Here is a 14,476-nt window from a genome sequence, read left to right on the forward strand (position 1 = left end):
TATGATTCGCGTTCGTCCTTATACTTTAGCTGATTTCGATGGTTTATTACAAGTCCAAAAAGAAGCATTTCCACCACCTTATCCAGCGGAGCAACTCTGGAATAAAGACGACATCTCAGCTCATGTTGACACCTTTCCAGAAGGGGCACTTCTTGCTGAATACAATAACATAATTGTTGGTTCGGCTACATCGCTATTAACAAATGCTGCTGACCGTTCTCATTCTTGGAGTGACATAAGTGATAACGGAACCATTCGACAAACCCATGACCCTAATGGTCAGACGTTGTATGGGATTGATTTATGTGTTCGCCCGACGTATCGAAAGCTCGGGGTTGCAAAAGCCCTTTATGATGCAAGAAAAGAAACCGTGCGAACGTTACAATTGCAACGCTATGCCGCTGGTAGTCGGTTACCAGGTTACCATCACTATGCACAAACATTAGCAATAGAAGAATACGTCGAACGCGTACAAGCTGGTAAGAGAACCGACCCTGTTCTTTCCTTTATGTTAAAACAAGGGTTAACCGTTGTTCGCATTGAAAAAGATTATTTACCTGACGAGGAATCACACCATTATGGTGTAATTGTTGAATGGCGGCCTTGAATATCCTGTATATGTAAAAAAGGCGACCATCCACTTAAGGATAATCGCCTTTTTTCCAATCAATCTTGTCTAAAAATCAAGCAAATTGCGTTTTTCTTCTCGTTCATCTGCTTCTGTCGTTGGTTGTTTAAGTACTGGTTTTTGTGGAGCAGGCTGCACAGGAGACTGCATAGCTGGTTTTTGCGGTGCTGGTGCTTGCAGCGGTTCATCTACTTGCTGACTGCCCTTTATTACGTGACAGTAACTTTCAATAATGGAGGCTGCTTCTTTAACATCCACCCAATTGTCCCTGTTTGTCGCTCCCTTCATGTTCTCTATTTGTCGTTCCATTTGTTCAATGAGATGTTCAACTTTAATGAGCATAGTGTCCTCCTTTCGAACACAGCTCTATGATAGCATGCTTCAACCGTTCAATGCGAGAGTGTGGCTACTTTTTAGCAGCAAGCGCTTTGTATAAGTCAGATAGAGTTGAGTAGCCAGCATGATCGGCAACCACTAGGTGCTTCACCCATAATTGAGCGGCCATATGCGCATCTGCAAGAGCATGATGACGATTCCCTACTACAATATCGTACGCATGACACCACTCTTCTAACTGTTCAAACGACTGATGTGCTGCTGTAAGCTGCGTCAAAAAGGATGTATCAATTAATCGATGTGTGAACGTTCGACCGAGTTCATGCCATGTAGCATGCCGCATAAATCGTCGCTCATGGGCAGCATGGTGAGCAATAAGGGTTGATGAACCAACAAACTGGTAAAATGCCAATAAAACGTCCTTTAACGCCTCTGATTGTTCTAACTCTGCCGTAGTTAACCCGGTTAGTTGTAAAATTTCTGCAGATGGGGTCCGTTTTGGCTTAATCGTTTTATAGAAATGGTCATGTAAGATTGAAGAACCTTTAATTTTCACTGCTCCGATTGAAAGAATCGAATCACCATAATCTGGCTGAAATCCACTTGTCTCTAGGTCAAAAACAACCATTGGTAGTTCATGTAGCGGTTCATCCAGCACATCCTTTTGCGCTTCCTTTTGATAATGACGAAAGCGCGCCATTTGACTTGCTTGATCGGAGTTTGAGGACGAAACACCTGAAGTAAATCGTGCCGAAATTTGCCGCATGATTGTCATTAAGTTCATCGTACCACACGCCTATTCATGACTTTGTTGAATGCCCCGATAAAACGATCGCCCTTCTCGAATACATGCTTTAAGAAATTTCCGCTCCTCTTTTGTAAGGTTATTCGGAAAAACATGTGTAAATGTTCCATGATTCTCTCCCCATAGCACACGTTTATTTTGAATCTCTAAAAAAGATGCCATTACATGTTGTTCGCTTGTCATAAATGCACTTTGCTGCATACGCGCCCATGTCGATGCCGATTCAATACCTTCCTGCAATGCAAGTAATCGCATCCCATTCACATAAGGAAAAAGCACCTGTTCTTTTAAATTGATCGTCCCTTGATACTCACCATAGTTATCTTCCAGCAATTGACCAAACCCATTCAAACCCTTAGGGATTCTACCTGTATTTTCCGTAAAGCGACTCATCGGAATGTGCCCTTTTCTTATCTCAAAAAAGAGACGTTGCTTTAGGCGCTTGAGCCACTGATCATCACCTAACACAGTCCTAGCATCAAAGAACGTTAACAAATAGCGGACATGCTCAAATTGATTCTCTTTTATCCAAAAGTTAAGTTGTTCATTCCACTCCTCATAGGATCGACACCAGCCCTTATTTGAGGCCATAACCCCTCCTGTACACCGTTCGTATCCCTTATCTTCCAGTGCTTTAACGATCTCCTCTCCTAAAAAGAGAAAATATCGTTGACACGCTTCTTCCCCGTCGTAAATGATGCCGTGATCTTGATCTGTTTGATAAAGCTGTTCCTCTCTTCCTGCACTACCCATAAAGAAAAACGCAAAGGGAGCAGGGATTTCTCCCAGCTCCTTAATCGTTTTATCTAAAGCAACTTGCACAGCATCGTTACGTCGCTGTTCTTGCTCACATAACCGCTGCTTCATTAATTCTGACATCTCCACCATTATGAGCCTGTCTTAGAAGAACGTTCTTGTTCTTGTTGCACATTTTCAGGATAGCCGTACGAACCATGTTCACTCATATCTAGACCAAGAATCTCTTCCTCTTCAGTCACACGTAACGTACCACCAACAAGACTCTTTGTAAGTAAAAGCAATACGTAAGAAGCACCAAATGCAAATGCGGCACATACTACAACGCTTAAAGCTTGCACGCCTAATTGATCGAATCCACCGCCATAGAATAAACCAGCTCGACCACCATTTAATGCTGCAAGTTCTGGTGTAGCGAAAAAACCTGTTGAAAGTGTGCCCCAAACGCCTGCCACTCCGTGTACGCTAAGCGCAAAAATAGGATCATCAATTTTTAACTTGTCAAACATTCTCATACTAACTACTACTATTAGTCCACCAATCATACCAATCACAACCGCAGCCCAAGGATCAACGAAAGCACACGATGCAGTAATGGCAACAAGACCTGCTAAAGCCCCGTTTAATGTAGTTGGAACATCAGCTTTACCACTCATTGCCCAAACTAAGAATAACGCTGCGATGGTTCCTGCACCTGCTGCTAGTTGTGTATTTAACGCAACAAAGCCAAAAAATGCTCCATCAAGTCCACCTGTTGAACCGGCATTAAACCCAAACCAACCAACCCAAAGGATTAATACACCTAAAGCTGTGTATACTTGGTTATGTCCAGATAAATCGTTCACTTTTCCGTTCTTACCATATTTACCGAGGCGAGGTTTTAATAAAATAGTCGCTGCAAGTGCCGCCATCGCACCTGTTAAGTGAACAACTGTTGAGCCTGCAAAGTCTTGCTTCCCTAAATCAGCAAGCCAACCTTGATCTGACCAAATCCAGTGTGCCACTAATGGATATACAAATGCTGAAAATAAAACCGCAAAGATTGCGTAAGCAGCAAGCTTTCCTCTCTCAGCAAATCCGCCGAAGGCAATGGTTAATGCAATCGCCGCAAATGTTAATTGAAAGAAGAAATCGACAGAACCAATTCCATCCGCCGCACTACCGTAAAAGAAATTAGAAAGACCTATAATTGCATTTCCTTCTCCATATATAAATCCGTAACCTACTGCCCAGAATACTAATGAAGCGACCCCTACCGTAAAAATAGTCTTTCCAGCAATATGACCAGCATTCTTCATTCGGGTAGAACCTGCTTCAAGAAGAATAAATCCCCCTTGCATTAATAGAACTAGGACGGCCGCAACCGTTAGCCACAAATTATCTACTAATACCAATGCTTCATCTCCACTCATCTACAATCCCCCTCGTATAAAATGGTTTATCTATAAAGTCATTATAAGCGGATGTCAAAATTGTTCCATAAGTCCGTCAGTTTATCTGACATTCTTTCTTCCTTTTTTTGACCAACATAGGATTGGTTTTGGATACATACACTATACTCGGCTTGATCAACACATTTTGCATAGGGGGCATTTAAATGATGAATCAACAACCATCAGGACACGTTCACTCTTCACAGGTAGCACCTACGTTAAACCACGGAGGACATGATTTATTCGACAGCCACGAAATTATAGCTGGGATGATCAATGTGCTTGATCAATATATGATCTTTCGCACGTTTATGACTGATCAAGAACTTATCTCTTTACTGGATCGTCAATATACCTTTATTGAAAGCCAGTATAATGTTCTTGCTGAAGCGTTCTCCACTGGTCAACCACCAAGCCAGTCAACAGGTGTATATAAAATGACGCTTTCTCACGATGTTCAGTTTGGTCTTACACCAAGTCAGCCGAAAAAGCCAAACCGAAACATTTCAGAAGTGAAAGAGGCAGGGTTGTCTGCTCATATGCTCGGTTTGATTAAAGGACAAGCATCATTAATGGGGATGGCTGCTTCTGAAATTACGAACCCAATTGTTCGCCGAATCGTAGCAGATACGGTACCAAACTTCATCGAATTAGCCTATGAAATTTTTCTGTATCAAAATAAGCATCAGTATTATCAAGTTCCACAGCTCAACGACCGTGATGCCCAAGCTATGACAAGTGCGTATCAGCCAGTTATTGGCCAAAAGGCAACAATGCCACAGCCAAAGACACCTATACAGTAATAAAAACAGCTGCTTTTCTAGGAAAAGCAGCTGTTTCTTTATTGTTTTATTGGTTTCTTCGCAAACCACTTTAATAAAAAAGGTAAGGCTAGAAACAGGCCAAGCACTCGTAACATTTGCAACGTCGCCACAACAGTCGCATCGAGCTGTAATGTCGCAGCGGTAGAGGCCATTTCAGCAGCTCCTGCTGGAACAATAGCTAGTAGCGTTGTATAAAACGGAAGCGGACTTAAAAAGAAGAAGATTAAAGCCAACCCTATACTCATGAAGACATACAACAAAAGCGTCACCGCACTAGCTCCACCAATTCGCTTTAATTCTTTCACTGTTTTCCGGTCAAACCTCATTCCGATCAACGAACCAATTAGCACTTGTGCCATCCCCATTACAACGTTTGGCATAGCATAATCTGGAACAACAAGTTGATGAGCAGTAAAGCCAAACAGAATCGCAACAAACATCGGCGCACCTGGAAAAGAAAGAAAACGACTAAGAAAGAACACCAGAATAGCTAAACCGAAGGCGAGTCCAATTAATCCTCCATCAGTCCACAGCCCTTGTGGCTCTTCTATAATAGGTACAGCGTTAGCCCTTGAACCAACGCCAACGATCAACGGCACCGAAAACACAAATAAAGTAATGCGCGCTGTATGAAATGCTGCAACAATTCGTTGATCAGCTTGGTACCGTTCACTAAGCGCAATGACTTCTGATGCTCCTCCTGGTAAACAACAAAAGAAAGCTGTATTCCCTTCAAGCTTCGTCCATCTACCAAACAGCTTCCCAAGAGCAATACCACCAATAAGCGTGAGTACTAATGATAAAAGGAAAGCTGGTAATAGTGTTCGATATGCCCAGACCTCTTCTGGAACAACCATAAACCCAATTACCACACCAACAAGAGCAAGAGATAACGTAAACAACTCGCTCCGAAAGATGAGCTTATCTATGAAAAAAGACCAAACCATTCCTGTTAACAGGGCACCAAGCAGCCATCCAGCTGGTAGCCCAGCCCATTGAAAAAGCCAACCGATTAAAAAAGATGTTGTAAAAAAAAGCAGCTTACTCCCCATTTGATCCTTTCCCCTCAATCGTTAATGGTAGCTGCCAATCAATGGGGGACTCCTCTATTGACACAAGCCACTCATTAATTTTTGAGAATGGGCGACTTCCAAAAAAGCCTCTATGGGCCGAAAATGGACTCGGGTGTGGCGATTGGATAATAAAGTGCTTGCTCTCATCAATTAACGCTAATTTTGCTTGTGCATGCTTTCCCCACAGTACAAAAGCTACTGGTTTCTCACGTTTGTTTAGTGTAGCAATGACGTTATTTGTAAAGACTTCCCACCCTTTCCCTTGGTGAGAACCTGGTTGTTTTTGACGAACCGAGAGCACGGTATTCAATAACAACACGCCTTGATTGGCCCAGGACTCTAGAAAACCGTGTTCGGGTGGTTGACAACCTATATCCTCTTCTAGCTCTTTATACATATTTTTTAAAGAAGGGGGTGTTTTCACGTCAGGCTTAACGGAAAAGCTTAATCCATGAGCCTGATTTGGTCCATGGTAAGGATCTTGACCAAGAATAACCACCTTTACGTCTTTATAAGGAGTAAGATGAAGCGCATTAAATAAATCATGCATAGGTGGATACACCACTTCATTTGCATATTCGTGCTTCAAAAATTCCCGTAGCTGAACATAATACTCTTTTGAAAACTCTTGACCGACATAGTCGTGCCAATCGTTACGTAAAATCGTCATCTGTTTACTCCTTCCCTATCCAATTCACTTCAATCATACGCCTCTCCGCATATGTTGACAAACAGAAGAGAACTGACGCGATCCGCCAGTTCCCTGTCTTATAAAAGCAAATGCCCCATTAAAACAATAATTGGTAACGTAATAATGGTTCGAACCAAGAAGATCAACACAGCATCTAAAAATGTAATTGGAATCTTAGAGGCAACAAGAACGCCACCTGTTTCCGACATGTAAATGAGCTGTGACACAGATAATGTTGCGATAACAAACAAGGTTAATTCACTTGTAATGCCAAAGGACTCTGCCAAGATAGCAGGCAGTAACATATCAGCAAACCCAATTAAAAGGGTTTGGCTGGCTGCAGCCGCTTCTGGTATGTTCATCCATTCCAAAACCGGTACGAACGGTACTGCTAACCATTCAAAGACTGGCGTGAAGTTAGCAACACCTGCCGCAATCGTACCAATTGCCATGACAACAGGCAGGACTCCAAACCATAAATCAAAGACCGTTTTGAAGCCGGTTTGAAGATTCTTTCCTTGTTTAAAGCTTTCTTCAGCACGTAAGGATGCCTGAGCAAAGCCATTTTTTATGACGTTTTTTTCTTTTGGCTCTTCTTGACCTTCGCTCCCATCAATATACGTATTGGCTTTACGCGATAACGGTGGAATCCTTGGCGTAATCACTGCCGCTACAAAGCCAGCAATAAATAGTGTTAAAAAGAATTGCCAGAACAAATGAGAAATCCCTAATCGACCTAATATCGAAATACTAAACGTAATGGAAACAACAGAAAAGGCAGAAGCAACGATAGCAGCCTCTCTCGCTGTATACTTTCCTGCTTCGTATTGGTTGTTGGACATCATTATACCTACTGTACCGTCTCCAACCCAAGAAGCCATAGAATCAATGGAAGCCCGACCTGGTAAACGGAACAGCGGTCTCATAACATTCTTTAACAATGAGCCGAAGAATTCCATTAATCCAAAATTCAATAGCAATGGTAAAAGCAAGCCTGCAAACAAAAAGATTGAGAATAGGAACGGTAGTAAGTCAGTTAACAATAATTGCCCTGTATCTTCCGAAATTAAGAATTCGGGACCAACGTTCATAAACACAAGGATAGCTAGTATAGCACCTACGATTCGAACGACAATCCAAACAGGTGTTGTCGCAAAGATGCTTACCCAGAAAGATTCCGTTTGGCTTTGTTTCTTCACACGAGTGGCAATGATGGAAACAATAGCTGTCACAATGAGGAGAATGGTCACAATAATTGTAATGACCTCAACCGATAGCAAGTCCATCAAAAAATCAGAAGCAAACATGACAGGTAGTTGAACGGATCTACCATCCTCTGTATCAATGGGGATTGGGGTCATAAATAGAAAAATTCCAAGTATAGACGGAATGATAAACATTAATGCATTTTTAACTGTTACGTTATTCATAAATAGTCCTCCGACCGGATAATAATAAGCAATAATGAATCATTATACAGTGTCTTTTCTTTAAGCGCTATGGGAAATCTCAAGATTTAAGTTTTCTTTTTCTTCGCTTTCTTCTGTCGATGTCTTTTTTAATAATTTTGTCACGCTTGAAAGCTCTTCCACCGCTATCTCAATCGTCTTTACTTTTTTAATGACTTCTTCCATTATACCTACTTGTTCACTTGCTAACGTAACACCATTTCTTGATTCTTCCCCACTTGCTTCACTCGCTTGTTTTAAAGAATCAATTTGCTCTACTAACGCCAGTGTGCTAAACGCAATCGATTGAGTGGAAGAAGAGACAGAATAAATATCACGATTTAAGCCGTTGCACGCTAAATGAATTTCCCCCAGTATTGTTTCCACTTCTGTATTAGCTGTAAGCCCATGTTGAATACCTTCATTTCCACGGCTTACTTCATCTAGTACAGTTTGAACGTCGCTTTGCACCGTATGAATAACGGTTCCCATTTGACTTGCCGCTACTTGAGATTCAGCCGCTAACTTTCTCACTTCCTCAGCTACTACGGCGAATCCCCTTCCTTGTTCTCCTGCATGCGCTGCTTCAATTTCTGCATTCAATGCAAGTAAATTTGTTTGATTCGCTATTGCAGAGACGGTTTGTACCGTTTCATATAAACGCTTTGAACGCTCATACAGTTGATGAACCACTTCAAATGTGCGTTTATTATTTTCTGCAATCGCTCCCATGTAAGAGGTGGAATCATTTGCCTTCTTGTTTCCATCCTCAACAAGGTTGCGCACCGATTCTGTCGCATTTTCAGCAGCTGCTAACGCGACTGTAATTTGTTCCACTTTTTCTGAAAGGTCATCTGTGGAACGAACACTTTCTTGCGACGTTACCACTTGAGCTTGCACCGCACTCATCATTCTTTGATTTCCCTTTTCAATGGAAGCCGCAGATTGTAACGTTTTGTTAGATTGGTCTGTCAGGTAAGTGGTAGAAGAAATAAGAGTTTGCGCTACAGTCGACGCTCTTTCCATTGTTCTTTTTAATTCTTCCGTCATCTGGTTAAACGCATGTGTAAAATGGGCAAATTCATCCTCTCCAACCACTGGAAGAGGCTTGTGTGAGAAATCACCTGTTGCGAGTTGATTGGCTCTTTTTACTAATCGCTTTAATGGAATAAGAACAATACGAGCTTGGTGTCTTGCTATCCATGCACCGATGATGATGAACACGACAAGTACGATCCAAATGAACAGTAACTGTGCTGATAACGATTGCTGCAACGCAGTTAATTGCTCAACGTGTTCACTCCCTACTTCCCCCGAAAGTTGCTCTACCGTTTGGTTCGTTCTTCTCATAAAAAATGTAACAAGTGCGCCAAACAAGATCATGAAGCCTGCTATCACACTGTACCCTTTCACTAATTTCTTCTGTATCAAGACGTCTCCTCCTTAATCTACTGTTCTTCTCCTATATATCGGAAAATTGATCGATCCTTTCCATATGAGTAACATACTTTCCCTGTCGTTTTTTTTCTACTATAATAGACACAACAGAGATAAAGGAGAGACTAAATCATGAAGCGATATAAAGCGTTAACGATTGCAGGATCGGATACAAGCGGTGGAGCAGGAATTCAAGCCGACTTAAAAACGTTCCAAGAGTTACAAGTATACGGAATGAACGCCCTTACGACCATTGTTGCTCAAAATCCATTTGAAGGCTGGGCACATGAAGTCTTCCCACAAGATCCCGCTATTGTTGCTAAACAAATTGATACGGTGTTGAAAGGCATTGGCGTAGATGCAGTCAAAACAGGAATGCTCGGTTCGATTGAGATTATCAACATCGTCGCTGAAAAAGTGGACCAATACGGCGTTGATCAACTCGTTGTTGATCCAGTAATGGTATGTAAAGGTGCTGATGAGGCGTTAAATCCAGAAACGGATGCATGCTTACGAGACGTGCTTGTACCAAAAGCATTTGTGGTAACACCGAATTTATTTGAAGCGACACAATTATCTGGTGTAGCTATTTCTTCTCTTGAAGATATGAAAACCGCAGCAAAAGCCATTCATGGGCTTGGTGCTAAGCATGTGGTCATTAAAGGCGGTAGTAAGCTTGAATCCAATCAAGCTGTTGATGTATGGTACGACGGTGAAGACTTCCACCTACTCGAATCAGATGAAATTAACACAACGTATACCCACGGTGCAGGCTGCACATTCGCAGCTGCGATCGCCGCTTCATTAGCGAAAGGACACGATGTAAAAGAAGCGATTTATACAGCAAAAGCTTTCGTTACAGCTGCTATTAAACATGGTAGCCGATTAAATGACTACGTTGGCTCCGTTGCCCACGGTGCTTATAACGTTGAAAATAAGTAAGAACAGAAGAACGCATGATGACACGATTATGCGTTCTTTTCTTCCTTAAGCCACGTAGCAAGGGCCTCAATATCCTTGGCAAACATACGATCTTTTGTAATGGCGGAAACGATCTTCCTCATTTGAACGTGCCACCCACTGGTAGCTGTCGCCATTTTCTCCGTACCTCGATAAGAAGTCGCCTCCATTGCGCAAATTGCTTCAATCGCATAAACATGCCTCACATTCGCAACGATTTCCAATGCATGACGAGCTCCAATTGTCCCCATACTCACATGGTCTTCTTGATTTCCCGAGGATGGGATTGAATCGACACTTGCAGGATGGGAGAGCGTTTTGTTCTCCGACACCAAGGCTGCCGCCACATACTGCATAATCATCGCACCAGACTGCAACCCAGGCTCTGGACTTAAAAATGGAGGCAAATCACTAAGCTGCGGATTCACTAACCGTTCAATTCGTCGTTCAGAAATATTCCCAAGCTCTGCCATCGCAATTGCCATAAAATCCATTGCCAATGCAATCGGCTGACCATGAAAATTCCCTCCTGAAATGACTTTTTTTCCACCTTCAAAAATAAGAGGATTATCAGTTGCTGCATTCATTTCAATGATGAGCTTCTCTTTTACATAGCCTAGAGTCTGCCATGTTGCCCCATGTACTTGCGGAATACAGCGTAATGAATAGGCGTCTTGAACCCGCTTTTCCCCTTGAGTGGTCACTAACTGACTATCCTTTAAATACGCTCTTATACGAGCTGCACAAGCCATTTGCTCTGGATACCCTCTAGCTCTATGAATAGATTCATCAAACGCATCCATAATTCCTTCTAATCCTTCTAAAGTTAAAGAAGCGATCTTCTCTGCATCATAAGCTAGCTTTTCTGCTTCTAAGTACGCTATAACTCCTGTTGCAGTCATTGCTTGAGTACCATTAATGAGCGCCAATCCTTCTTTTGCTTGTAAACGAATCGGTGCCATACCAAGCATTTGCAAGACCTCAAGAGTCGGTCTCTTTACACCTCTATACCACACGTCCCCTTCACCAATTAATGGCAGGGATAAATGAGCGAGCGGTGCTAAATCCCCACTAGCTCCAAGGGAACCTTTCTGAGGCACGCACGGATAGACATCCATATTAACAAAATCAAGGAGCCGCTGTATCACCTCTATTCGAATGCCAGAGTACCCTTTTACAAGTGCATTTGCCCGTAACAGCATCATCGTCTTTGTTACAGCCTTCTCAAAGAACGGACCGACTCCACACGCATGGGACACTAACAAATTACGTTGTAACTCTTCTACATCCTCTTTGTCAATTCGGACATCACTAAACTTACCAAAACCAGTATTGATTCCGTAAACCGTCCGTTGTTGATCCACAATTTCCTCGACAGCCGCCCGACTGTTATCAATGGATGGGATACATGAAGAATCAATCGCCACTTGTTCGCTTTGCCGTAAAACCTTTTGCACATCTTCCATTCCTAATGTTTTTCCAGTTAAATAAATCATAGCTTCACCCCTCTAGTTCATTAAAGCTATAAAAAAGAAGCTGCCCGCTGAAATGAACTTCATTTCAAAGCGAACAGCTCCTGTTCCTTATAACGAGATACCGACAAGATCGAACATTCATGTCTTTCACTCCATTTCGATCATTCTAATAACTAAAGTGTAGGGTTTCATGCTACAATTGTCAACGACTGACATGAAAGGGAGAACAACTGATGACTCATCCTAAAAGACGAATTGCACAGCATCATCCACACCAATTAACAAAACAAATTCTTTCAATTGATTCTGCTTTACTCATTGCCTCTGCGACAATCCTCGGTTACTTAGTTGCCTACCGTTATCAAATGGGGCAATTTGACTATTACCAAATCAATGAAATCCTTTTTGGACAAATTTATTTAAATCATATCATCATCGCCATGACTGCGGTTTTTATTTTTATTATTGCCATTCTGGTCATTCAAATTGTACTAAACTGGTATTATAAACAGCTACCTTATTTTTGGTCAAAAGTAGCGCGACACATTTTTCCTTGGTTTCTTTTTTATCCAGCTATTGCGTTTTTGTACGACCAATCGATCTTTTACTTTATTCCTTTTGCCATTGCTGCTTATTATTTCATCGTTCCTTTATTTTATGGACGCATAAAGAATTATAAAACCATTTTTTTAGAAAAATTAATCATCCCATATGACGATTGGAATTGGCGCGATTATGTGCCAGCCTTTATAAAAGATACAAAACTAGAGAAACAGCTCTTATTTAGCATCGTTATTCTAATCCTTCTCCCGCAACTTTCTTTTTTTATTGGTCATTATCTAGCTAGTAATCAGACAGACTACTTGTTATTTAATCATGAAGAGAGAACTCATATCGTTTTGACGACAACGAACGATTCTCTTATTGTCGCACCTTTTAATGCAGAGGACCTTACATTCGAGCAAGAATACACCATTGTTCCGTATAACGGCGTATCAGCGTCTTTGTATTCGTTTGATCCTGTCTCCTTACCATCCGGAATTAAGCCTCAGAGCGAATAAAAAAACCACTGACTCGTGTCAGTGGTTTCGTTAGGCTGTCTTAAAACTTGCTTTGGTAAGCTGTAAGCTCCCATGCATGAACACTTGTGCGGAAATCATCCCACTCGCCACGTTTTAACTCAATATACTCGCCAAACGCATGCTCACCAAATGTTTCGCGCCCAATAGAACCTGCTTCGAAGCGGTCGATAGCTGATTCCAAGCTTGTTGGTAGGTTTTCAATCCCACGCTCACTAATTTCCGCTAGTGACATGTTAAAAATATCTGCGTCAACAGAAGCCGGACATTCTTTTTCATTTTCCACACCGTCTAAACCAGCTGCAGCCACAACGGCAAATGCAAGATATGGATTTGCAGATGGATCTGGACAACGAATTTCTACTCTCGTCCCTGCTCCTCTTGTCGCTGGAATACGCACAAGCGCTGAACGGTTTGAAGCAGACCAAGCAATATAACAAGGCGCTTCGTAACCAGGAACAAGACGCTTATAGGAGTTAACAAGCGGATTTGTCACCGCAACAAAGTCTTTTACGTTATCAAGCAATCCAGCAATAAAGTGATACGCTGTTTTGGATAGTGCGATCTTGTCGTCTTCGTTATAGAAGCTGTTCTCTTGCTTCTCGATATCAAATAGAGACATGTTCACGTGCATACCATTTCCGTTTTCCCCGCCAAGTGGTTTTGGCATAAACGTTGCATGTAGACCGAATTGCTTTGCTACTGTTTTTACGACCCATTTATAAGTTGTCGCTGCATCGGCAGAGCCAAGAGCGTCAGAATATTTAAAATTAATTTCGTGCTGTCCAATCGCTACTTCGTGGTGAGACGCTTCAATTGTGAAGCCCATCATACGTAGTGCTTTATAGATTGCTAGTCGTACTTTCTCCCCATCATCTTTAGGTGACGGTTCAAAATAACCGCCGACATCCTGTGTGCGAAGCGTTGGTTGACCAAATTCGTCTGTATCAAATAAGAAAAACTCTAGCTCAGGCCCGACACTGATTGAATATCCTTTGTCTGCTGCACGCTTAACCGTTTTCTTTAAAATGTTACGAGGATCTCCATCAAAATCAGAGCCATCAGGCTTTTTTACGCTACACAAAAATCTCGCTTCTGAATAGCCTTCTTCCTCTGTCCAAGGTAACACAGCAAATGTCGATAAATCAGGGTTTAAATAAAGATCTGACTGATTGATTGGTGTGAAACCCGTAATTGAAGAGCCATCAAACATCGTTTGCCCGTTTACAGCTTGATCCAACTGATCCGCTGTAATCGTTACATGCTTTAGCATCCCTTCAATATCAACGAATTGCATATGAAGTAGCTCCACATTCTTCTTTTCAATTGTTTCCCGAATCGTCTCTAACAAACTTTCTCTCGTCGGCGCTTGAGTTGCCATCTCGAAACACTCCCCTAGATTAGTAGATGTTATGCTCATCTTTTTCTTACTACTACTCTATGACGGATATGACATGCGCGCAATCGTTTTGTTAGATAATCTGACACACTATTCACTCTGTTAAGATAAAGGATCGCTATTTAAAAAATT

At 41.9% G+C, this 14,476-nt stretch carries 14 protein-coding genes; 4 read left to right on the forward strand and 10 right to left on the reverse strand.

Annotated elements, in window-relative coordinates; translation table 11 throughout:
• Position 1 precedes the first annotated feature (1 nt).
• A complete protein-coding gene (locus tag PQ477_RS06540; RefSeq protein ID WP_274273211.1) occupies positions 2-607 on the forward strand; it encodes a GNAT family N-acetyltransferase in 606 nt (201 codons plus the stop codon).
• 69 nt (positions 608-676) lie between these two features.
• Here the strand turns inward: PQ477_RS06540 and PQ477_RS06545 are convergent, their stop codons facing one another.
• The 4 genes from PQ477_RS06545 to PQ477_RS06560 form a co-directional block, all read right to left on the reverse strand.
• Positions 677-970, reverse strand: coding sequence for a YwdI family protein (locus PQ477_RS06545; protein WP_060704427.1), 294 nt, complete (start codon positions 968-970; stop codon positions 677-679).
• Between the two features lie 64 nt (positions 971-1,034).
• Positions 1,035-1,748 carry an exonuclease domain-containing protein gene (locus PQ477_RS06550; RefSeq protein WP_035394212.1) on the reverse strand — a complete coding sequence of 238 codons (714 nt, stop codon included), beginning with the start codon at positions 1,746-1,748 and terminating at the stop codon, positions 1,035-1,037.
• Between the two features lie 12 nt (positions 1,749-1,760).
• Positions 1,761-2,636, reverse strand: a complete 876-nt coding sequence (locus PQ477_RS06555; protein ID WP_186370680.1) for a DUF294 nucleotidyltransferase-like domain-containing protein — start codon at positions 2,634-2,636, stop codon at positions 1,761-1,763.
• A gap of 20 nt (positions 2,637-2,656) precedes the next feature.
• On the reverse strand, positions 2,657-3,937 hold the full coding sequence (locus PQ477_RS06560) for an ammonium transporter (protein ID WP_035394210.1): 1,281 nt from the start codon (positions 3,935-3,937) through the stop codon (positions 2,657-2,659).
• A 185-nt stretch (positions 3,938-4,122) separates the two neighbouring features.
• On the opposite strand from PQ477_RS06560, the gene PQ477_RS06565 reads away from it, so the two are divergent.
• Entirely contained in the window at positions 4,123-4,761 is a 639-nt protein-coding gene (locus PQ477_RS06565; RefSeq protein ID WP_035394206.1) for a spore coat protein, read from the forward strand.
• Between the two features lie 38 nt (positions 4,762-4,799).
• Here PQ477_RS06565 and PQ477_RS06570 read toward each other — a convergent pair whose 3' ends face one another.
• The 4 genes from PQ477_RS06570 to PQ477_RS06585 all read right to left on the reverse strand — a co-directional run bounded on the left by PQ477_RS06570 (position 4,800) and on the right by PQ477_RS06585 (position 9,425).
• Positions 4,800-5,834 carry an AbrB family transcriptional regulator gene (locus PQ477_RS06570; RefSeq protein ID WP_035394202.1) on the reverse strand — a complete coding sequence of 345 codons (1,035 nt, stop codon included), beginning with the start codon at positions 5,832-5,834 and terminating at the stop codon, positions 4,800-4,802.
• Positions 5,824-6,525, reverse strand: a complete 702-nt coding sequence (locus tag PQ477_RS06575; RefSeq protein ID WP_144560267.1) for a uracil-DNA glycosylase — start codon at positions 6,523-6,525, stop codon at positions 5,824-5,826. The genes PQ477_RS06570 and PQ477_RS06575 overlap by 11 nt, the downstream gene beginning before the upstream one ends.
• Before the next feature lie 98 nt (positions 6,526-6,623).
• Positions 6,624-7,976 (reverse strand): YjiH family protein, encoded by a 1,353-nt coding sequence (locus tag PQ477_RS06580; RefSeq protein ID WP_035394199.1) that lies wholly within the window; start codon positions 7,974-7,976, stop codon positions 6,624-6,626.
• Between the two features lie 60 nt (positions 7,977-8,036).
• Positions 8,037-9,425, reverse strand: coding sequence for a methyl-accepting chemotaxis protein (locus PQ477_RS06585; protein ID WP_035394196.1), 1,389 nt, complete (start codon positions 9,423-9,425; stop codon positions 8,037-8,039).
• A gap of 138 nt (positions 9,426-9,563) precedes the next feature.
• Here PQ477_RS06585 and pdxK point away from each other — a divergent pair, with 138 nt between their 5' ends.
• Complete coding sequence (pdxK, locus tag PQ477_RS06590; RefSeq protein ID WP_060704421.1) at positions 9,564-10,373, forward strand: pyridoxine/pyridoxal/pyridoxamine kinase; 810 nt, start codon at positions 9,564-9,566, stop codon at positions 10,371-10,373.
• 26 nt (positions 10,374-10,399) lie between these two features.
• Here pdxK and hutH read toward each other — a convergent pair whose 3' ends face one another.
• A complete protein-coding gene (gene hutH / locus PQ477_RS06595) occupies positions 10,400-11,887 on the reverse strand; it encodes a histidine ammonia-lyase (protein WP_060704420.1) in 1,488 nt (495 codons plus the stop codon).
• A 212-nt stretch (positions 11,888-12,099) separates the two neighbouring features.
• Between hutH and PQ477_RS06600 the strand changes: the two genes are divergently transcribed.
• Complete coding sequence (locus tag PQ477_RS06600) at positions 12,100-12,927, forward strand: hypothetical protein (RefSeq protein ID WP_144560269.1); 828 nt, start codon at positions 12,100-12,102, stop codon at positions 12,925-12,927.
• 40 nt (positions 12,928-12,967) lie between these two features.
• Here PQ477_RS06600 and glnA read toward each other — a convergent pair whose 3' ends face one another.
• On the reverse strand, positions 12,968-14,326 hold the full coding sequence (gene glnA, locus PQ477_RS06605) for a type I glutamate--ammonia ligase (RefSeq protein WP_035396494.1): 1,359 nt from the start codon (positions 14,324-14,326) through the stop codon (positions 12,968-12,970).
• Positions 14,327-14,476 lie beyond the last annotated feature (150 nt).

Origin of the sequence: Shouchella hunanensis (genome assembly GCF_028735875.1) — a bacterium.
Taxonomy (GTDB): domain Bacteria; phylum Bacillota; class Bacilli; order Bacillales; family Bacillaceae_D; genus Shouchella; species Shouchella hunanensis.

Coding starts and splice junctions, on each gene's coding strand:
- pdxK (WP_060704421.1), top strand. CDS start 9,564: ATGAAGCGATATAAAGCGTTAACGATTGCAGGATCGGATACAAGCGGT.
- PQ477_RS06600 (WP_144560269.1), top strand. CDS start 12,100: ATGACTCATCCTAAAAGACGAATTGCACAGCATCATCCACACCAATTA.
- PQ477_RS06580 (WP_035394199.1), bottom strand. CDS start 7,976: ATGAATAACGTAACAGTTAAAAATGCATTAATGTTTATCATTCCGTCT.
- PQ477_RS06550 (WP_035394212.1), bottom strand. CDS start 1,748: ATGAACTTAATGACAATCATGCGGCAAATTTCGGCACGATTTACTTCA.
- PQ477_RS06555 (WP_186370680.1), bottom strand. CDS start 2,636: ATGAAGCAGCGGTTATGTGAGCAAGAACAGCGACGTAACGATGCTGTG.
- PQ477_RS06560 (WP_035394210.1), bottom strand. CDS start 3,937: ATGAGTGGAGATGAAGCATTGGTATTAGTAGATAATTTGTGGCTAACG.
- hutH (WP_060704420.1), bottom strand. CDS start 11,887: ATGATTTATTTAACTGGAAAAACATTAGGAATGGAAGATGTGCAAAAG.
- PQ477_RS06540 (WP_274273211.1), top strand. CDS start 2: ATGATTCGCGTTCGTCCTTATACTTTAGCTGATTTCGATGGTTTATTA.
- PQ477_RS06570 (WP_035394202.1), bottom strand. CDS start 5,834: ATGGGGAGTAAGCTGCTTTTTTTTACAACATCTTTTTTAATCGGTTGG.
- PQ477_RS06575 (WP_144560267.1), bottom strand. CDS start 6,525: ATGACGATTTTACGTAACGATTGGCACGACTATGTCGGTCAAGAGTTT.
- PQ477_RS06545 (WP_060704427.1), bottom strand. CDS start 970: ATGCTCATTAAAGTTGAACATCTCATTGAACAAATGGAACGACAAATA.
- glnA (WP_035396494.1), bottom strand. CDS start 14,326: ATGGCAACTCAAGCGCCGACGAGAGAAAGTTTGTTAGAGACGATTCGG.
- PQ477_RS06565 (WP_035394206.1), top strand. CDS start 4,123: ATGATGAATCAACAACCATCAGGACACGTTCACTCTTCACAGGTAGCA.